Origin of the sequence: Cylindrospermum stagnale PCC 7417 (genome assembly GCF_000317535.1) — a bacterium.
In the GTDB taxonomy this organism is placed as follows: domain Bacteria; phylum Cyanobacteriota; class Cyanobacteriia; order Cyanobacteriales; family Nostocaceae; genus Cylindrospermum; species Cylindrospermum stagnale.
The window spans coordinates 3,879,204-3,896,404 of record NC_019757.1 but is presented as its reverse complement, the minus strand read 5'-3'; the positions used below and the strand labels follow the sequence as shown (position 1 = coordinate 3,896,404).

The window sequence follows — 17,201 nt, the reverse complement described above, 5'->3', positions numbered from 1 at the left end:
TTAATAATGAGGTTTCTCAGCAATACATTTTAGTCTCTATTCCAAAAGCTTTGAAAACTCTAAATTCCTGCACTTGCCAAATAACTCAAAGCAATGCCAGCAAAGTAATATTCAAGAGCCGATAATATGACTAGCCACATAGAAATTCCGTTTATTGGTAAAAAAGTTAAGTACCCCGCACGCTGGCTGATTGGACTGATGACGGCTGGAGTTTTTATTGTGGGCACAACAACAACCTGGAAAGTTGTGAATCAGGGGACAAATAAACCAGACATTACCCAACTAACTGTCCCAGTTGAAGCAAAAAATATTACCGTGCAGATTGCTGCTAGCGGTAAGGTGCAGCCAGTGCAAAGCGTCAATATCAGCCCTAAAGGTGCGGGAATTATCGCCGAACTGGATGTTGAACAAGGTCAGAAAGTACGTTCGGGGCAAATTATTGCGCGGATGGATGTTGGAGACATTCAGGCACAAATCCTTCAGTCCCGCGCTAACTTAGCCCAAGCTCAGGCTCAGTTAGATCAAGCTCGTACAGGGAATCGTCCCCAAGAAATCGCCCAAGGCAAAGCGCGTTTGGCACAAGCAGAGGCGCAACTGTCTACAGCTCGTGCGGGGAATCGTTCGCAAGAGATTGGCCAAGCTCAAGCGCAGGTGAATTCAGCGAAAGCACAGGTAAATTTGACTCAAGCACGGGTAAAACGATATCGGGACTTAACCGAGCAAGGCGCAACTTCTCAAGATCAGCTCGAACAATATATCAGTGAAGACCAAAGAGCTAAAGCCAGTTTAGAAGAAGCACAAAAACGACTTTCGCTGTTACAAAGTGGGACGCGCAATGAGGAAATTGCCGCGAAAGCAGCGGCTGTGAGCGAAGCACGCGCTGCCTTATTGTTGTTGGAAAATGGCAGCCGTCCAGAGGAAATAGCCCAACGCCTAGCAGCGGTGAGGGCGGCTCAAGCTCAACTGCAAGCCGTACAAGTGAAGCTCGAAGACACAATTATCCGTGCTCCCTTTTCTGGGATTGTGACGCAGAAATATGCCAACATCGGTGCATTTGTGACGCCGACAACTTCTGCTTCTACAAGTGCGTCGGCAACTTCTAGTTCTATCGTCGCTGTCGCGCGGGGTTTAGAAGTGCTAGCTCAAGTCCCAGAAGCAGATATTGGCAGAATTAAACAGGGACAGGAGGTGGAAATTGTCGCCGATGCCTATCCTGATCAAGTGTTTAAGGGTCGAGTGCGGCTGATTGCTCCGGAGGCAGTCATTGAACAAGGTGTAACATCCTTCCAAGTCCGGGTGGCTCTCGATACTGGTGCAGATAAACTGCGTTCTGGCTTAAATGTAGATCTGACTTTTTTGGGCGATCGCATCAGTGGTGCTTTGGTTGTGCCGACAGTGGCAATTCTCACCGAACAGGGCAAAACTGGCATATTGGTAGCGGATGAAAACAACAAAGCGCAGTTTCGTAACGTCACTGTTGGGGCACAAATCGAAGACCAAACTCAGATTTTATCAGGATTAAAAGCGGGCGATCGCGTATTTGTCAACCCACCTAAAGATTACAAACTGGAAAAAGCGAAGGAAAAGGGGAATCAATGAACTTCCTAGAAAGCATCCAAATGGCAGGAAAAACCCTGCTATCCAATAAGTTACGTAGCGCCCTGACGATGTTGGGTATTGTAATTGGTAATGCTTCAGTGATTGCCATGATTGGCATTGGGGAAGGGGGACAGAAGTTTGTGGCCAAACAGCTAGAGTCCCTAGGGCCAAATGTGTTGTTTGTGATTCCCGGCAATCAGGAAACGGAGCGCGTTTCAAGAGATGTACCCAAAACCTTGGTTTTAGAAGATGCTCAGGCGATCGCCACTCAAGTGCCAACAATAGCCGGAGTAGCAGCGGAATTGAACAGCCGACAGGTTGCTACATACGGGAATAAAAACACTGATATCAACATTGTTGGCACAGTTCCCTCCTTTCTAAAAGTGCGAGACTTTGAAATTGCTACAGGGAGATTTTTCACTGATTTAGATATGAAGCGCAGCAACCAAGTGGCTGTACTCGGTACAAAATTAACAGAAAGATTTTTTGGCAGTAGTAATCCAGTTGGGCAGCAGTTACGAATTAAAAATACCAGCTTTCAAGTGATTGGTGTACTTGCACCCAAAGGCTCAAACGTAGGTGTGGATTATGATGATGCGGCCCTAATACCCATCTTCACAATGGCTAACCGGATTGTTGGGCGAACTTCTCCCTATGGGTTAGAGTTAACTTATATTGTCACCTCTGCGAAGAATGCAGACAGCGTTGATGCAGCAGAATTTCAAATCACTAATTTGTTGCGACAGCGGCACAAACTGACTGGTGAAGATGACTTTAACATCCGCACTCAAAAGGATGCTTTGCAAACCGTCGGTCAAATTACAGGGGCATTGACCATTATGCTGACGGCGATCGCAGGCATATCTCTGTTTGTTGGTGGCATTGGCATCATGAATATTATGCTTGTATCCGTCACCGAACGCACCCAAGAAATCGGACTGCGAAAGGCGATCGGTGCAACTGAGCAAGATATCTTGTTACAGTTCATGATTGAAGCAGTAATTGTTTCTGCCATTGGTGGCTTAGTTGGGACTGCGGTTGGAGTCAGCGGCATCTTGTTGGTGGCAGCTTTAACTCCCTTAGAAGCGGGAATTTCTCCTGTAGCGATCACCATGGCAGTTGGTATTTCTGGCGGAATTGGTTTATTTTTTGGTGTTGTTCCCGCCCGTCGTGCAGCCCAACTTGACCCGATTGTGGCGCTCAGAAGCGCCTAAACAATTCAAAATTGTCTCATTCAAAATTTAAAATCTGGGTGGGCAACGCCAACCAAAATATAACATCTTGGGGGATAAAATCTCTATGGCAAACACTCTCACCATCACTGATTCCAGTATTCCCAGTCCCGTCTCCCAATCAACAATCATTCGCCTGGAGAATGTTTTTAAGGTTTACGGCAGTGGCGAAACAGAAGTGCGAGCGCTCAATGATGTCAACTTGATGATTGAAGAAGGTGAATATTGTGCAATTATGGGGCCTTCAGGTTCTGGTAAATCGACAGCGATGAATATTATTGGCTGTCTGGATCGCCCCAGTTCAGGACATTATTACCTAGATAACCTCGATGTAGCCCAAATAGATGATCGAGCGTTAGCGCGGATTCGGAATCAAAAGCTAGGGTTTGTGTTCCAACAATTCCATTTATTAACGCAACTATCAGCACTTGAAAATGTGATGTTACCAATGGTGTATGCTGGTGTGAAGCCGGATGAAAGACGCGATCGCGCCGCCGAGGCTCTGAAACGAGTGGGTTTATCCAACCGCCTCCACAACAAACCCACTCAATTATCCGGAGGACAGCAACAACGAGTTGCGATCGCCCGCGCCATTGTTAACCGTCCTGTCGTACTCCTAGCCGATGAACCCACCGGCGCACTCGATTCGCGCACAACCCAAGAAGTATTGGATATTTTTACCGAACTCAATGCCAGTGGCATCACGGTTGTGATGGTGACACACGAATCAGATGTTGCTCGTCAAACCAAGCGCATCGTTTGGTTTCGTGATGGTGAAGTAGTACACTCTCACATCACTCCATCTGAGTTAAATCAACTTGTCGTTTCTTAATTCAAAATTTTTAATTTTACAAACTTGATGTTTTGCCCGTTTGGGCTTGCGTTTCAATCGGCTTGACATCGGTATGACCCATTTGACCAGAAATTGTCCGCAAGATGGAAATTTGCTCTTCAAAATCTAGTTCTTCCAGCCGGGAAAGCAAATCGTTAATTGCCTTAGTTGACTGATAATTATCTGGCATTCCCACTACCGTGTCTTCCATCTCTTCTGCCCAAACATACCAAATGTACAGCTGGTTGTTTTCTTTTAACGCCCCATAGGCACGAGAATATTCTGTATCCTTGCGGTTAACAATATCCCGCATAATTTCTAGTTGCTGCTCATCAGATAATTCCAGGTAGTCTTCCACTAGCAATGGTGCTAATTCAGGTTCGGCAGCTCCTGGGGCTGCTGGAGTGACCGAATCTCCCATTTTTTCATAAACAAAATATAGCCAAGCTAATTTGGCATCGGTATCTAAATTATTAAAATCTGCTACTACTTGTTGAGTTTCCTGACCTTGAACCTGAGCAACAGTTTTGTTGTAACTAGCAGTCATAATTTGTCTCACAGTAAACAGTGCAGACTAATATTTACCAGAGTTTTAGACTCACATTCTACCTCCTATAGAAAGAGTTTGATTGATTGCGCGATGTAACTTTTATATAGCTTCTAATAGATGGAAATCTCTCTCTCAAGGTATGCAGGGATTAGTGAATCACTTTGGTAAAATCTCCCCATCAATAGAAAAATAATCTAAGGTGTTAATTATGTCTGACGTAGTGAAGCCCAATATCAATGAAGCTCCCACCCATGATGCACAATTAGCTGCTGAACAAATCGTTAGTGGTGAAGAAAAAGCCCCAAAGGTTGATTTTGAAGCTGATTATGCAGCTGCACAGCAATTCAGTGTCAGTGAAATCGATCGCACAGAAGCAGGTGCAGCAGCTGCTGAAGCAGCGACTGCACCTAAATATGAAATTACTGAACCAGAAGAGACAAAAACTGTAGCACAGCCTACTGGTAATCCTGATGATTATGCAGAAATGGCTAAGGAAGTTGGAGGTTCTAGGGATGAGGCTGTTACTAGTGTCAGTGATGATTTAGTGCAAAAAGCTTTGAAAAAAGGTCAAGCAGCTAAGAAGTAACTCGAAAATAAAAATTCAAAATTAAAAGTTAGGTTCGTAGTGGGCACTGAAGTGCCCAAAAAGTACTAAGGTATATCTACGTCCTATCTTTTTAAAATTTTGAACGCTCAACCAATGGGTAAAGCATCTAACAAGTTTTAATCACATCCAGCAGTTCCCTTGGTTGATGAATTAAAAAATTTGGATTTTGCTTGGCTAGTGCTTCTGGCGAATTGAACCCCCAAGTCACTGCGATCACCTTAATATTGGATTTTTTGGAAGCTTCTATATCTCTGGTTTCATCTCCAACATAAATCACTGCTTGCGGTTTGAGTTGCCTTTGCCTTAATACATTATTGATGATTGTTGTTTTGCCAAAAATTGTTACACCTGAGTTGATAAAATCAAATAGATAATCTAAGTTATTTAACTTGAGAAATTCAGTAACATTCTCTTGAGAATTAGAAGTGATAATTCCCAGCTTATAACCTTGATTTTTAAGTTCTATTAAGGCTTCTTGAATTCCTGGTATAGGTTTGAATTCGTGGATTTTATCTTTTAATTCTCCTTTAACCTTTTTAAGTAGAAAAGGTATCTTAAACAGAGAAATACCTGAATATTTAATAATTTCTCTAGAAGTTAAATTTCTCAGGAGAGCAAGCTCATTGGGAGTTATTTGTATATAACCAAACTCTACGGCTAAACGATTAGCAATACTTACAAGAGCATCCACTGTATCCGCAATCGTGCCATCAAAGTCAAAAATTATCACTTTTTGGGTCATTCTTTCGCCTAGATGCGTCGAGGTTAGCGCTAGCATTCCGTCTTAACATTTCTGGTTTAATGCGCCGCAACGCTGATGCTGTAAATTTTATATCCCACTCCTGATCTGATATTTCTGCTAATTCTATCAGCTTGGGTGCTACATTCCCAGGATAAGGCTGAAAATCTGTCACATCCGTTACCTGAGAAAACCGCTGATTCCAAGGACAAACATCTTGGCAAATATCGCAACCAGCAACCCAGCCTTGCAAGTGAGGTGCGACTGTCTGGGGCAATTTTTCTGCTCGATTTTCGATCGTATGATAGGCAATACAACGATTGGCATCTACTACAAACGGCTCAGTAATTGCACCTGTAGGGCAAGCCTGTATACAACGAGTACAAGTACCACAATGTTCTGTAGATGGGCGATCGCTCTCTAGTTCCACATTTGTCAGCACTTCTCCCAAAAATACCCAAGAGCCATACTCCCGCGTGATCACATTACCATTCTTGGCAATCCAACCAATTCCGGCTTTTTGCGCCCACACTTTATCTTGTACTGGGCCAGTGTCTGCGTAATAACGGGCTTGAATACTTTGATCAAGTGATTCTAGCCAAGTAGCTAATTGCTTGAGTTTTTTGTGTACAACTCTATGATAATCCCTGCCCCAGCCGTAACGGGAAACTTTAGCGTATTCCTCGCCTTCGGGACGTTGATCATCTGTGTAGTAATTTAGAGCTACACAGACTAGCGATCGCGCTTCTGGCATCACTAAGCGAATATCCTGGCGCTTGGGGCTAGTCATCCACTCCATATCGGCATGATAACCCAGCGCTATCCATGCTTGTAACCGTTGCCTCTCTGTAGCATCTACCCCATCTACAGCAGCAATACCAACTTTGTGAAATCCCAACTCTTTGGCTTTTTCTTTGATTACACTGCTGCTTGTTAAGGCACACTGGTTCATTTTTCTGATTTGAAGTTTGCTTTCTTTACAACATTTCAATTATATGCTATGTCGCCAAGCCCTTGGTTGAATATTTGCCACCAATCTAATATGTAAATATTTTTTTTAAAATGTTAAGAAATAATGCAAAAAAGTAAACATGAGATTACCCTCTACTAGGGTAGTGCAACCCTTTTTCTGATGAGAAAATTGAGTAATGCAAACGTTCGCCTCCCCTTGGGTGTCGGTTGAATTTTGAATTTTGAATTTTGAATTGTTTAAGGCTTCCATCATCAGGAATATCTCAAAAGCGCCTTTCTTTTTCCCTGATTTTGTCGTGAAATAGATGTTCAGCTAGCACTATGTAGGTAAGTCAATGACAGCTACTGAATTTGCGCCCCAAACACCACCAAGCCCAGAACTCCAGATTGAAGGAATTATAGAGCCCAGCATCCTGGATTATTTTGTCACTTTAAACGCCGGAGAATTTGCAGCAACTGCCGCTCTATTCGCCAGGGATGGCGTAATGCATCCACCATTTGAATCTGGGATTGTGGGGACTGAGGCGATCGCTGCCTACCTACAACAAGAAGCCCAAAACATTAAAGCTGATCCTCGCCAAGCAATAGTTGAAAACTTGGCAAACGACCACTTACTCGTCCAAGTGACAGGTAAAGTCCAAACTTCTTGGTGTAGTGTTAATGTTCTGTGGTTGTTTAACCTCAACCAAACAGGGCAAATTATTTACACCAAAATCAAACTTTTAGCCTCTCCCCAAAAGTTACTTGCTTTGCATCCGCCGAGAAAATAACAAACAACTTGGTGATCACGCTGCGTTCTAGTTTAATTAAAAATACATCTTGAGCAAGCAGCCTCATAGAACCAAAAATCCCCTGATTTCTCATCAAGGGTTTTTCAATTAACTAGCTCTGGTAGAGTCGCTTCTAGCTTAAGACAGTTAGCACCATTAACCTGCAACTGGTACTCTACCTTATCCATCAAACGATTCATAATCAGCCAACCATAACCACCTTCTTGTTTCTCTACAGGATTTGGTGGAAAGTAGGTAGACATATCGAAGCCTTCGCCATAGTCCCAAACTTCTATAGCCAGATCCCGGTCTTTTAGTTCCAAACGCAGTAAGATTGGCAAATTTGGCTTGTCTTTGTGGGCATGACGTACTGCGTTAGTGTATGCTTCCACCAACGCCAGTCGCAAACGACTTGATTGCCGTGACCAATCCACGGATTCTCCTAGTTGGATTTTCAAGCATCCCAACAACCAACTTTCAACTATGTTTAAAAAATTCAAGTCACTTGGTACGTGAAGCTCACTTTTCATTACTTACAAAACCTCCAGCGAGAGTATAGTTTGGTCATCTTCTTGAATATAGTTATCTGCCTGGATACGAGCTAATAAATGGTTAAGACAAAGTGGTTGGTCTGCTTGTTGTAACAGTTGCCAAAGACCTTCCTGATTCAGCATAGAACGCTTAACTGGCTGAACGCTAGCCTCGGTTTTCGTAGCTAAATACAAGTCATTTGATACCATCGCTTCTGTAATTCCGTCACTGGCTAGCAATAGTGTGTCTCCAGCAGTCAGAATTAACCGCCCAGATTTTGCCTGCCACTTAGGCAAAATCCCCAAGGGAACACTGCGGACTTTGAGGTAATTGGGCTGGTCACCAACAGTTGCTTGGCGTGACCAAAGGAGGGGATAGATATGACCTGCATTAGCGTAGACGAGTTCTTTTGTACTGGGGGTATAAGATGCTATGACCAGAGTTATAAAGTAATTGTTGCTGATTAAGTCATCTGCTAGAGCATAATTGAGATTTTGCATGATCACATTCGGCTCGGCTGGCACTTCTTGAGACAATTCCCGGCGCAATACCGAAATAGCACTAGCCATGAATAAAGCAGCGGGAACCCCTTTACCGGAAACGTCACCTACTGCTATCCACAAGTCGCCTTTGGGATGGACAAACACTTCAAAAAAGTCCCCTCCCACTTCCCGCGCCGGGTAACAGCAAGCTTGCACTTTTGCACCTTTGATATCAGGTAAACTTTGGCGGAGCAGGTTGTTTTGAATTTGGCGGGCCACCTCCAACTCAGCCCGAATTTGCTGTTGCTTCTCTTGGAGACGTTGATAAAGTTTTGCCTGGGAGAGGGCTAAGGCTGCTTGTTCAGTAACACCTGTGATCAGTTGGATGTCTTCTTCTTGCCAGGGATGTTCACTTCCCCACTGGTAGAGGGCCATAACAGCCAGCAGATGTTGCTGGTAGGTAAGCGGCACAACTAGGTAATGGCAGGGATTGCCATCATGTGTATCTTGAGTAAGTTGATAATTACGGGTTTGGAAAACTTTTTCAATTAAAGCATTGGGGTTGAATGCCTGACTGGATGCCTGAGATTTTGGATCTTGATAGGAAAACTGATCTTGTGTCAGGCGATCGCCTTCTATCGGTCTGAGCAAGCAATTAGTAGCTGCAAAGGTTCGTCCGATGGTTGCTACAATCTTTTGTAGCATACTGTCGTAGTCCAGAGGCTCCCGAATTGCCGTTGTCACCGCATTAAATAGAGATTCTCGCCGCAGGGCGCGACGCAGTTCCTGTGTGCGTTTCTTAACTACGCGATATGTATCAGTAGCTTGTCCTACTAATGCCTTAAGCCTGTCAGGACTCCAGGGTTTAGTGATGTACTTGAAAACCTGGCCAGAGTTAATCGCATCCACCAGATCTTCGACATCTGTGAAACCAGTCAGCAAAATCCGAATAGTATCAGGAAAACGCTCCACTGTCAGACTGAGGAATTCAGTACCGTTCATGTCTGGCATTCTTTGGTCAGAGATAATCACAGCCATCTCGCCTTCTCGGTCTAAAATTTTCAAGGCTTCTAGGGCATGGCTTGCTTTATATACTTTAAAATCTCGCCTAAAGGTACGGTAGAGTAAATCTAAGTTATCTGGCTCGTCATCTACCACCATCAGCTTCAGTTTGATTATCTCTGTCTCAGTCATATTTGACTTTAATTTTCAGATACTTAAATGGCAAGATAACGCAAAATTGATCCCGCCTGAGAAACAAAAAACAAAAACTAATCATTTAGTAATCACTAAATAGAAGCCACCTATTTTGAACCTATAACTTTCTCAAAGTTGTAAATTTCACGAGCGTCTCCTCAAGGATTGATACAGTCCACAAATAAACCTATCCCACTATCCCAGAACGCAAGGCGCGGACTGCTGCTTGAGTACGGTCATCAGCACTTAGCTTATTCAGAATATTGCGGACGTGAGTTTTTACAGTCCCAACTGTGATGTAAAGTCGTTCCGCAATTACCGCATTGCTACAACCTTCGACTATCAACTGTAACACTTCTAGCTCCCTTTCTGTAAGGGTGTAAAGGTCAATAACCTGCTGATTCTCCGCCGATTCCGGATTAAAAATAGATTTTCTTGTATCTGATGATACTGGAGCTAATTTTTGCGGATTTTGTTGGGCTTGTTGCAATACAATCCGAGCGATCGCTGGATCGATCCAAGCGTTGCCATTGTAAGTTACTCGCACTGCTTCCAGCAAATTATCGAACTTGATATCCTTCATACAGTAGGAATCTGCTCCGGCAGCAAAAGCTGCCAATACCGCTTCCTTGTTATCCTGTAGTGTCAAAATTAACACCTTTGTACTTAAGTCTTGGCCACCGTTAGTAGATTTCAGTTCCCTTGTCAGTTCAATACCGTCCTTATCTGGTAAACCAATATCTACAATTGCAATATCTGGTTGTAGGTTTTTTAACATTTTTAGCCCCTCAGCAGCATTGGCAGCTTCCCCTACAACTTCAATTTCCTCCTTTTGCAGTAGTGCTGTCCGAATACCCACACGGGTGAGGTCATGATCTTCAATCAGAGCAATCCGAATTTTACTCATAGCCAACTTCTACCCGTTACACTACCTTAACTTTGACCCTCCCACCGCGTCCTATCGTTCAAGGAGAGAGATTTTTCTTTCAGCCAGCTAACTTATGCTTTAAATGAACCTTTTTGCAGTTTTGAAAGCTGGTATTGTGAATGCTTTAACCTTTTGTCTAACTGATGCCATAACCGAAGACTATCTATTGTATTACCTTAAGAATTAATGTATAAATATTTCTACTAAAATTAATCACTCACTGTTTTCTAGCCAGTTGGGCTTGGATCTGTTTTCTTAGGATAACAACAATTGCAGCTTTGCCGCTGCACTGTGAATCCCCGTAACTGAGAGTGCATCTTGGCATCCACTAATCCTTCTTCAGAGAAAATTTGATAAACTAAACGTTCGAGAAAATCCGGTCTGAGTCTAATCAAGAATAGGCTATGTTTAAACCGCCTAAAGTGTTTTCAGTGTTGGGGTTACCAGTTCATGTAATGACAAATTATCCAGACTGGTTGCTAGAATGCCTGCAACAAGGCAGAGGAACTCATGTGGTAACGCTGAATGCCGAAATGACAATGCAGGCAGAGCGGAATATATCTCTAGCTAAGGTCATTCAAAATGCTGAACTAGTGATTCCAGATGGAGCAGGGGTTGTTTTGTATTTGCAATGGCTGTTGTGGCAAAAAGTACAACGTTTTCCCGGAATTGAACTAGCTGAAAACTTGTTACGAAAACTTGGGCAACATTCGACCGACGCAAAGGTATTTTTCTATGGAGGAGCGCCTGGAGTAGCTGCAAATGCGGCAGAGTTATGGCAGCAGCAAGCTCCTGGTTTGAGGATCGCAGGTACTCACTCTGGCTACCATTCTCCAGAAGAAGAAGAACAATTGCGGCAAACTCTGGCCGAATTACAGCCACAAGTGATTTTTGTGGGCTTGGGAGTGCCACGTCAAGAATTATGGATTGCCGAAAACCGTCATTTGTGTCCCCAAGCGATTTGGATTGGCGTTGGTGGTAGTTTCGATATTTGGTCAGGAACGAAAACTCGCGCTCCTGCTTGGTTGGGAAATAACAATTTGGAATGGCTGTATCGGCTTTATCAAGAACCTTGGCGTTGGCGGCGGATGTTGGCTTTGCCTGAGTTTGCTGTAAAAGCCTTTGTTTATCGCTTGACGGCAAGGGGTGTCAGCTGAGTTTCGATTGCTGAGTCTTGATGGCTAAGTAATAATACGTACTTGGCACTTGGGGCTTCTAGAAAATTTAAATTTTCTTTTTTGGATTTGATATTCCCAGGCATAACCTGGGAATCCTTATTTTGGGGAGACTTTTGGTTGTGGGCGTGAGGAAAATTTAGTAATGCCGATATCAACAACTCAGGAAAATACTGACAAATCTGTTCACAGAGAGAATGGAGAACCTAAACATCACAGTAGTCAGACAGCGGCAATGGTGCAATTACGTGCTGTCACAAAAACTTATACTAATGGCTATGATGCTCTATTAGATGTGAGCATAGAGATCAAACAGGGAGAATTTCTGTTTATCACAGGCCCAAGTGGTTCTGGTAAATCTACGCTTTTGAAACTGCTGTATGGGGAGGAATTACCTACACAGGGAGAAGTGATTGTTGACGAATTGGATGTGGCGGCTTTGCGAGGCGATCGCTTATCGTTATTGCGCCGTCGCATCGGCATTGTCTTTCAAGACTACAAACTCATCCCCCAGCGGACAGTAGCGGAAAACATCACTTTTGTGCTGCAAGCCCAAGGGTTTACTCGCAAGGAAATTCAACGGCGTTTACAACCAACTTTAAAGTTGGTGGGTTTATTGTCCAAAGCTGATAGCTTTCCCGATCAACTTTCTGGGGGAGAGCAGCAGCGGGTGAGTATTGCGCGGGCAATTGTGGGAACGCCACCGCTGCTATTAGCAGATGAGCCTACGGGAAACCTCGATCCTGATAATTCCTGGCAAGTGATGCAGATTCTCCAGAAGTTAAATTCTTTTGGGGCAACGGTAATTGTAACTACCCATGATGAACAACTGGTGCGGCGGTGCAATAAACCAGTGGTGCAAGTCCGCAATGGACGGCTTTATCGAAAATAGTCTAGGACTACACCAATTATCAACAGTCCTCAAACATCTGGATCAAGAAAGCGACTTCTACAGACATAGGACTTTTGGATGAAAGCGGCTAATTTGATTAGTTTGATTATTGTGCTTATCTTGGGGTATCAAGATTCAACAAGTGGACACACTAGCTCAATTCCTTTAATCTCAGAATTAAACAAAACGGAAAAACCAATTACGACACTCAAGAAACCAACAAATCGGGTAAATTTCACCCCTGAACTCACAATTAAGCCATTTAGTGTGCTGCTAGATTGGCTCAACCACCAAGTCAAGACAACTTCTGGTTCAAGAAAGCAACTTCGACTCCCAGTGGTGATTCGCTTTAAAGATTCGTATCGACTCGCCATCGGTAATGCTTTCGTTGGCACTTCTGATACAGACCTTGACAAAGATGCAATCTTTTTATCTCTGGATGACACTAGCATGGGCATATCACTGTTGTCTCGGTTGAGAAATATCTGCCCAAAGAATTCAAATTCCTGTGGTGTATGGCTTGAAGGTTATTGGGGTTCACTGCTTGAGTTAGATTTACCAGACCACCCCTTGCCAGGAGAAAATAAAGCAGAGGTCAGCAAATGGCCTTTTACTGTTCTGAAAGTTCACGAACTAATTAAACAGCCGGAGCAGGGTGAGCAGATCAGAGTTTTCATCGAGTCTTCCTCTCTGTGATGATGGAGATTGATCATCATTGATAGAGAAGTGCTCTTGGATGATGAGACTGAGAAATGTAATGTGCGATCTACTGAAAGCAGCAGCACTGAGTGCAAAGCACACGCTGTTCGGGTTCGCGATCGCCTATACTTGTCTCGAAGTATGAAAAAAACTGGCGAATGCTACCTAGTCCTTGCAAGGGTGTGCCAAAATTAATATAAGCGGTGTTGAGAGAATAGTGAAGCATCATCGCTAGTACAAAAATATTTCGTGGATTAAATAAATGTATATCAGAGAACACAGAACAGCTAAAAGTTCTTCCAACTCCTCTGACAGACCTGCGGCGAATCAATTCGCGCCGCGTCGCTTTGTCGTTCAGCCGAAAACTGAGGAAGTCTCGCCAGTACAAGACCAAACACCAGATGCACAGGCTAAAGCGGAAGAATTAAAGGAAGTTGGTCATAGTTTTCTCGATAGGCAGGTGTGGATGCCTATTATGAAGTGTTAAAAGATAAGCTAAATTATGGCAAGGCTCAGGACATTCCTTTTGATAAAAATACAGGTATTAGAAAAGGTAATATTCCAGCCGGAAATATTATCTTTATCAATGGACTCAATCATGTAGTGATTTATAAAGGTACAGAAGATGGTAACGGAAGACATCAGGTTCTCAGTTTATGGGTCATTCCTGATAAATCTGGTGTCATGCAAGACACTATATTAGAAGATGTAAGTAAACCGATAAAGCCAGTAAAATTTGCTCCAGCACCTTGGTAATATAAAGCCTGCTTAGGTAGACTAGGAAAGAAAGTAAAATATTGAATTCCCTGCTTCTATCTTGATGTCATAGCATAAATTTTGGCAAGTTATCAAGTGATTTATTACCCACAAAGATCATTTATTTGTCTCAGTCTTCTAATTTTTTGCTTATCTGGAAGCTATGAGCAAAAGCAAAAATTAAATACAAATGTGCCTAAGTCTAGCAATTCAGTCATACCTCAAATAAGCAATAAAGAATCATCTATACAACTAAACTACATTCCCAAACTCACTTGGTCAATTCCTTGGGGAAATGATATCAAATCAATACCTCAAAGACCTTATGAAAATATGCCATTATCAGGTAAATTCATAACCAAGTCAAGACGGATGATTCGTCCTGTATATAGCATACGTCTTGATAAAAATAAAAATTTATATATACTTTTTGAAGTTCCTCAAGAGACTGAACCAGATGAACGAAAATATAGAGTTATGCGTTTCAATTCTCAGGGCAATTTTATAGATCAATTAGATTTGAGTGTGAACGCCAACAGTATAGATAGGTGGGATATTGTTGATTTTTATCCTGATCACCAAAATGGTATTTATCTATTGGAGATTTTGGAGACAAACCAACATAAATTATCACATCGACTGCGTAGAATAAATAGTCAAGGTAAGGATATATGGGTAAAACAAGGTGAACTAAATTATCAAAAATTGGATTTTCCTAGTTTTGCGGGTAAATTTGAATCTTTGATTGCTCCTGATGAAAATTCCCTATATTTACCAGTGCGCTCTCCTAAACAAGGATTAGCTAGTTTTGATGTTGCTACTGGGGAGATACTTGCTGTTTATAACTGGGATGAACCTTCTGATAAATTGACGATTAGTTCTGCTAAATAAGTTTATTTTATTCGTCTTTTAGATGATGCTTCAGGTAATAGACACGTTTTAATTAAACGCAGTTTGACCAGTGATAAACGAGAAGTTATTGAATCAAAAATTCAATATTTACATAATCTAGCTGGTGTTGATGCCAAAGGTAATATTTACCCCCGTATTTATGATGGGATAGTTCGCTTATCACCAACAGGTGAAGTTGAGTGGAAACAAGAAATTCATGGAATTTTCGTTAGAGAAGAAGATAATCATATTTTTGTATGCAGCCGTGCAGATGTAGTAAATAATGTGGTTATTCTTAAAGTTGAGCACTACGACTATTCAGGTAAAAAAATCCAAACAATCTCCTTTAAATTGCCAGAAGAACAACTGCCCATTAAAGAAGATACACCTCGCTTGGTAAGCGTTGACAAAACGTCAATGTTTTATTTCTATGCAGGTGAAACTGAGCGTCAAGGCGGAACTCTATTTGTCTATTCTTTGGACGGAAAGTTACAGACAACTACATCTTTGAAAAAAACAGATGTTAATGGTTTCCCTTTGATCTAGTTAATCAAGATTTATTGCCGATAGAATCACAAGTAGGATCTCCAAGTAAGTTAGAAATAGATCCATCTGGTAATGTATATATACCTTTAAGTGATCCTCAAGGTTTCAAAGTTATCCGTCTACAACCAAACAGTAAATAAGAAAGCCGCGGTCAGCAAATGGCCTTTTACGGTTTTGAAAGTCCACGAACTCATTAAACAGCCGCATCTGGGTGAGGAGAGCAGAATTTTCATCGAGTCTCCGTCTTGATGACGATGGAGATTGAGCTTGATTGATAGAGAAATGCCGGTGGATGGGGAGAATCAGAAATATTACAAGCGATCGCCTATACTTGTCTCGAAGTATGAAAAAAAGTGGCGAATGCTACCTAAGCTGTGCAAGGGTGTGCCAAAATTAATACAAGCGATGTTGAAAGAATAGTTAAGCATCATCGCTCGGACAAAAATATTTTGTGGATTAAATAAATGTATAGCAGAGAACACAGAACAGCTAAAAGTTCTTCCAACTCCTCTGACAGACCTGCGGCGAATCAATTCGCGCCGCGTCGCTTTGTCGTTCAGCCGAAAACTGAGGAAGTCTCGCCAGTACAAGACCAAACACCAGATGCACAGGCTAAAGCTGAAAGATTAAAGGAAGTTGGTCATAGTTTCCTCGATGGCGTGAAACTTGCACCTCGTTCAACACCAGCAAAGACGCCGAGAATTCAGATGAAACTCTCCATTGGTCAGCCTGGAGACAAGTATGAGCAAGAAGCAGACAAAATGGCGCAGGATGTAGTACAGCGGATTAGTGCGCCTGAGAGTGAAAGTGTCCAGCGCCAAACACCAGAAGAGGAAGAACCTGTTCAAGCCAAATCTCTGTCTGAGACTATTCAGCGTCAAACACCAGAAGAGGAAGAGGTACAAGCCAAATCTTTATCTGAGACTATCCAGCGCCAGACACCGGAAGAGGAAGAGGTACAAGCCAAATCTTTATCTGAGACTATCCAGCGCCAGACACCGGAAGAGGAAGAACCTGTTCAAGCCAAATCAATGGTGCAGCGAGTTTCTAGTGAGGGCGGCACAGCTGCCACACCGGATATAGAAGAATCTATTCAACAAGCAAAGGGTAGCGGACAGCCACTAGCGGAAAATGTCCGGGAACCGATGGAAAAAGCTTTTGGGGCTGACTTCAGTGGTGTGAAGGTGCACACAGATAGTAAATCTGATCAGTTGAATCAATCAATTCAGGCACGGGCGTTTACCACAGGTCAGGATTTATTCTTTAGAGGTGGAGAATACAACCCTGGAAGTAAGGGAGGACAGGAGTTGATTGCCCATGAGTTGACTCATGTTGTCCAGCAGACGGGTGCGGTACAGCGCAAAGGCAAGATGGGTGCAGGAACATCACGGACATTAGACTTCATTACTATGAAGCGAAAACATATTCAGCTCACTGGAGATGATAAGTATGGTCATTGGTGGACAGAAATAGACGGTGGTGAGAGCTATGGGTGGTGGCCGAAGTATCATGTAGGACTAAAGGGTACATTGTTTGGCGTGGAAGGTGAATTGAATGGTATGACCTCCTTTGGTGGCTCTTCAACAAAAGATCCGCACCACGGAGATTCTGCCGAACAGTTTCATCCTGTATACACAGGATCTAAGACGAATGCAGCAATTAAGGCAGACATTCGCAGTTTTGCCTCTAGTTACAGTGGACAGTGGCGATGGACATTTGGATTCGGTCAAAATTGTCATACCTTCCAGAAGTCATTGATGAACACTATAGGGATTAAAGAATCGTAAAAATCTACAAATTAGC

The 17,201-nt window shown here is 42.8% G+C and carries 21 protein-coding genes; 14 read left to right on the top strand and 7 right to left on the bottom strand.

Translation table 11 applies throughout. From position 1 onward, the window contains the following. Positions 1 to 126: 126 nt before the first annotated feature. The 3 genes from CYLST_RS16240 (at position 127) to CYLST_RS16230 (ending at position 3,663) form a co-directional block, all read left to right on the top strand. Positions 127 to 1,599 carry an efflux RND transporter periplasmic adaptor subunit gene (locus CYLST_RS16240; RefSeq protein ID WP_015208815.1) on the top strand — a complete coding sequence of 491 codons (1,473 nt, stop codon included), beginning with the start codon at positions 127 to 129 and terminating at the stop codon, positions 1,597 to 1,599. Further along, positions 1,596 to 2,813, top strand: coding sequence for an ABC transporter permease (locus tag CYLST_RS16235; protein WP_015208814.1), 1,218 nt, complete (start codon positions 1,596 to 1,598; stop codon positions 2,811 to 2,813). Before CYLST_RS16240 ends, CYLST_RS16235 begins: the two co-directional genes overlap by 4 nt. An 85-nt stretch (positions 2,814 to 2,898) precedes the next feature. Continuing rightward, entirely contained in the window at positions 2,899 to 3,663 is a 765-nt protein-coding gene (locus CYLST_RS16230) for an ABC transporter ATP-binding protein (RefSeq protein ID WP_015208813.1), read from the top strand. A gap of 16 nt (positions 3,664 to 3,679) precedes the next feature. On the opposite strand, the gene CYLST_RS16225 is transcribed toward CYLST_RS16230, so the two are convergent. Further along, a complete protein-coding gene (locus CYLST_RS16225) occupies positions 3,680 to 4,210 on the bottom strand; it encodes an orange carotenoid protein N-terminal domain-containing protein (protein WP_015208812.1) in 531 nt (176 codons plus the stop codon). A gap of 211 nt (positions 4,211 to 4,421) precedes the next feature. On the opposite strand from CYLST_RS16225, the gene CYLST_RS16220 reads away from it, so the two are divergent. Further along, on the top strand, positions 4,422 to 4,799 hold the full coding sequence (locus CYLST_RS16220; RefSeq protein ID WP_015208811.1) for a hypothetical protein: 378 nt from the start codon (positions 4,422 to 4,424) through the stop codon (positions 4,797 to 4,799). Positions 4,800 to 4,926: 127 nt separating this feature from the next. On the opposite strand, the gene CYLST_RS16215 is transcribed toward CYLST_RS16220, so the two are convergent. Both CYLST_RS16215 and queG read right to left on the bottom strand, forming a co-directional pair. Beyond that, positions 4,927 to 5,562, bottom strand: coding sequence for an HAD-IA family hydrolase (locus CYLST_RS16215; RefSeq protein WP_015208810.1), 636 nt, complete (start codon positions 5,560 to 5,562; stop codon positions 4,927 to 4,929). Continuing rightward, on the bottom strand, positions 5,537 to 6,511 hold the full coding sequence (gene queG / locus CYLST_RS16210) for a tRNA epoxyqueuosine(34) reductase QueG (RefSeq protein ID WP_015208809.1): 975 nt from the start codon (positions 6,509 to 6,511) through the stop codon (positions 5,537 to 5,539). Before queG ends, CYLST_RS16215 begins: the two co-directional genes overlap by 26 nt. 355 nt (positions 6,512 to 6,866) lie before the next feature. On the opposite strand from queG, the gene CYLST_RS16205 reads away from it, so the two are divergent. Next, complete coding sequence (locus CYLST_RS16205) at positions 6,867 to 7,301, top strand: nuclear transport factor 2 family protein (RefSeq protein ID WP_015208807.1); 435 nt, start codon at positions 6,867 to 6,869, stop codon at positions 7,299 to 7,301. A gap of 104 nt (positions 7,302 to 7,405) precedes the next feature. Here the strand turns inward: CYLST_RS16205 and CYLST_RS16200 are convergent, their stop codons facing one another. The 3 genes from CYLST_RS16200 to CYLST_RS16190 form a co-directional block, all read right to left on the bottom strand. Beyond that, positions 7,406 to 7,831, bottom strand: coding sequence for an ATP-binding protein (locus tag CYLST_RS16200; RefSeq protein WP_015208806.1), 426 nt, complete (start codon positions 7,829 to 7,831; stop codon positions 7,406 to 7,408). Positions 7,832 to 7,834: 3 nt separating this feature from the next. Then, positions 7,835 to 9,508: a SpoIIE family protein phosphatase gene (locus tag CYLST_RS16195; RefSeq protein WP_015208805.1), complete on the bottom strand. Its 1,674-nt coding sequence runs from the start codon at positions 9,506 to 9,508 to the stop codon at positions 7,835 to 7,837. Positions 9,509 to 9,698: 190 nt separating this feature from the next. Continuing rightward, positions 9,699 to 10,418: a response regulator gene (locus CYLST_RS16190; RefSeq protein ID WP_015208804.1), complete on the bottom strand. Its 720-nt coding sequence runs from the start codon at positions 10,416 to 10,418 to the stop codon at positions 9,699 to 9,701. Positions 10,419 to 10,843: 425 nt separating this feature from the next. Between CYLST_RS16190 and CYLST_RS16185 the strand changes: the two genes are divergently transcribed. From CYLST_RS16185 to CYLST_RS16175, 3 genes are all read left to right on the top strand, one after another. After that, entirely contained in the window at positions 10,844 to 11,596 is a 753-nt protein-coding gene (locus CYLST_RS16185; RefSeq protein ID WP_015208803.1) for a WecB/TagA/CpsF family glycosyltransferase, read from the top strand. A gap of 163 nt (positions 11,597 to 11,759) precedes the next feature. Continuing rightward, on the top strand, positions 11,760 to 12,506 hold the full coding sequence (ftsE, locus tag CYLST_RS16180; RefSeq protein ID WP_015208801.1) for a cell division ATP-binding protein FtsE: 747 nt from the start codon (positions 11,760 to 11,762) through the stop codon (positions 12,504 to 12,506). Positions 12,507 to 12,584: 78 nt separating this feature from the next. Beyond that, positions 12,585 to 13,202: a hypothetical protein gene (locus tag CYLST_RS16175; RefSeq protein ID WP_015208800.1), complete on the top strand. Its 618-nt coding sequence runs from the start codon at positions 12,585 to 12,587 to the stop codon at positions 13,200 to 13,202. A 70-nt stretch (positions 13,203 to 13,272) separates the two neighbouring features. On the opposite strand, the gene CYLST_RS34595 is transcribed toward CYLST_RS16175, so the two are convergent. Continuing rightward, positions 13,273 to 13,434, bottom strand: a complete 162-nt coding sequence (locus tag CYLST_RS34595; RefSeq protein ID WP_157162597.1) for a hypothetical protein — start codon at positions 13,432 to 13,434, stop codon at positions 13,273 to 13,275. A gap of 33 nt (positions 13,435 to 13,467) precedes the next feature. Here CYLST_RS34595 and CYLST_RS16170 point away from each other — a divergent pair, with 33 nt between their 5' ends. The 6 genes from CYLST_RS16170 (at position 13,468) to CYLST_RS32325 (ending at position 17,185) form a co-directional block, all read left to right on the top strand. After that, positions 13,468 to 13,692, top strand: a complete 225-nt coding sequence (locus CYLST_RS16170) for a hypothetical protein (protein ID WP_015208799.1) — start codon at positions 13,468 to 13,470, stop codon at positions 13,690 to 13,692. Next, positions 13,668 to 13,961 carry a hypothetical protein gene (locus tag CYLST_RS16165; protein ID WP_015208798.1) on the top strand — a complete coding sequence of 98 codons (294 nt, stop codon included), beginning with the start codon at positions 13,668 to 13,670 and terminating at the stop codon, positions 13,959 to 13,961. Before CYLST_RS16170 ends, CYLST_RS16165 begins: the two co-directional genes overlap by 25 nt. A gap of 81 nt (positions 13,962 to 14,042) precedes the next feature. Beyond that, positions 14,043 to 14,852, top strand: coding sequence for a hypothetical protein (locus CYLST_RS16160; protein WP_157162596.1), 810 nt, complete (start codon positions 14,043 to 14,045; stop codon positions 14,850 to 14,852). Positions 14,853 to 14,915: 63 nt separating this feature from the next. After that, positions 14,916 to 15,398: a hypothetical protein gene (locus tag CYLST_RS16155; protein WP_015208796.1), complete on the top strand. Its 483-nt coding sequence runs from the start codon at positions 14,916 to 14,918 to the stop codon at positions 15,396 to 15,398. Positions 15,399 to 15,665: 267 nt separating this feature from the next. Beyond that, positions 15,666 to 15,818 carry a hypothetical protein gene (locus CYLST_RS34590; protein ID WP_157162595.1) on the top strand — a complete coding sequence of 51 codons (153 nt, stop codon included), beginning with the start codon at positions 15,666 to 15,668 and terminating at the stop codon, positions 15,816 to 15,818. A gap of 44 nt (positions 15,819 to 15,862) precedes the next feature. Beyond that, positions 15,863 to 17,185, top strand: coding sequence for an eCIS core domain-containing protein (locus tag CYLST_RS32325; RefSeq protein ID WP_015208795.1), 1,323 nt, complete (start codon positions 15,863 to 15,865; stop codon positions 17,183 to 17,185). Positions 17,186 to 17,201 lie beyond the last annotated feature (16 nt).

Excerpts from the sequence above, each read along its gene's own strand:
- CYLST_RS16240 (WP_015208815.1), top strand. The coding sequence starts at position 127 with ATGACTAGCCACATAGAAATTCCGTTTATTGGTAAAAAAGTTAAGTAC.
- CYLST_RS16235 (WP_015208814.1), top strand. The coding sequence starts at position 1,596 with ATGAACTTCCTAGAAAGCATCCAAATGGCAGGAAAAACCCTGCTATCC.
- CYLST_RS16230 (WP_015208813.1), top strand. The coding sequence starts at position 2,899 with ATGGCAAACACTCTCACCATCACTGATTCCAGTATTCCCAGTCCCGTC.
- CYLST_RS16225 (WP_015208812.1), bottom strand. The coding sequence starts at position 4,210 with ATGACTGCTAGTTACAACAAAACTGTTGCTCAGGTTCAAGGTCAGGAA.
- CYLST_RS16220 (WP_015208811.1), top strand. The coding sequence starts at position 4,422 with ATGTCTGACGTAGTGAAGCCCAATATCAATGAAGCTCCCACCCATGAT.
- CYLST_RS16215 (WP_015208810.1), bottom strand. The coding sequence starts at position 5,562 with ATGACCCAAAAAGTGATAATTTTTGACTTTGATGGCACGATTGCGGAT.
- queG (WP_015208809.1), bottom strand. The coding sequence starts at position 6,511 with ATGAACCAGTGTGCCTTAACAAGCAGCAGTGTAATCAAAGAAAAAGCC.
- CYLST_RS16205 (WP_015208807.1), top strand. The coding sequence starts at position 6,867 with ATGACAGCTACTGAATTTGCGCCCCAAACACCACCAAGCCCAGAACTC.
- CYLST_RS16200 (WP_015208806.1), bottom strand. The coding sequence starts at position 7,831 with ATGAAAAGTGAGCTTCACGTACCAAGTGACTTGAATTTTTTAAACATA.
- CYLST_RS16195 (WP_015208805.1), bottom strand. The coding sequence starts at position 9,508 with ATGACTGAGACAGAGATAATCAAACTGAAGCTGATGGTGGTAGATGAC.
- CYLST_RS16190 (WP_015208804.1), bottom strand. The coding sequence starts at position 10,418 with ATGAGTAAAATTCGGATTGCTCTGATTGAAGATCATGACCTCACCCGT.
- CYLST_RS16185 (WP_015208803.1), top strand. The coding sequence starts at position 10,844 with ATGTTTAAACCGCCTAAAGTGTTTTCAGTGTTGGGGTTACCAGTTCAT.
- ftsE (WP_015208801.1), top strand. The coding sequence starts at position 11,760 with ATGCCGATATCAACAACTCAGGAAAATACTGACAAATCTGTTCACAGA.
- CYLST_RS16175 (WP_015208800.1), top strand. The coding sequence starts at position 12,585 with ATGAAAGCGGCTAATTTGATTAGTTTGATTATTGTGCTTATCTTGGGG.
- CYLST_RS34595 (WP_157162597.1), bottom strand. The coding sequence starts at position 13,434 with ATGATGCTTCACTATTCTCTCAACACCGCTTATATTAATTTTGGCACA.
- CYLST_RS16170 (WP_015208799.1), top strand. The coding sequence starts at position 13,468 with ATGTATATCAGAGAACACAGAACAGCTAAAAGTTCTTCCAACTCCTCT.
- CYLST_RS32325 (WP_015208795.1), top strand. The coding sequence starts at position 15,863 with ATGTATAGCAGAGAACACAGAACAGCTAAAAGTTCTTCCAACTCCTCT.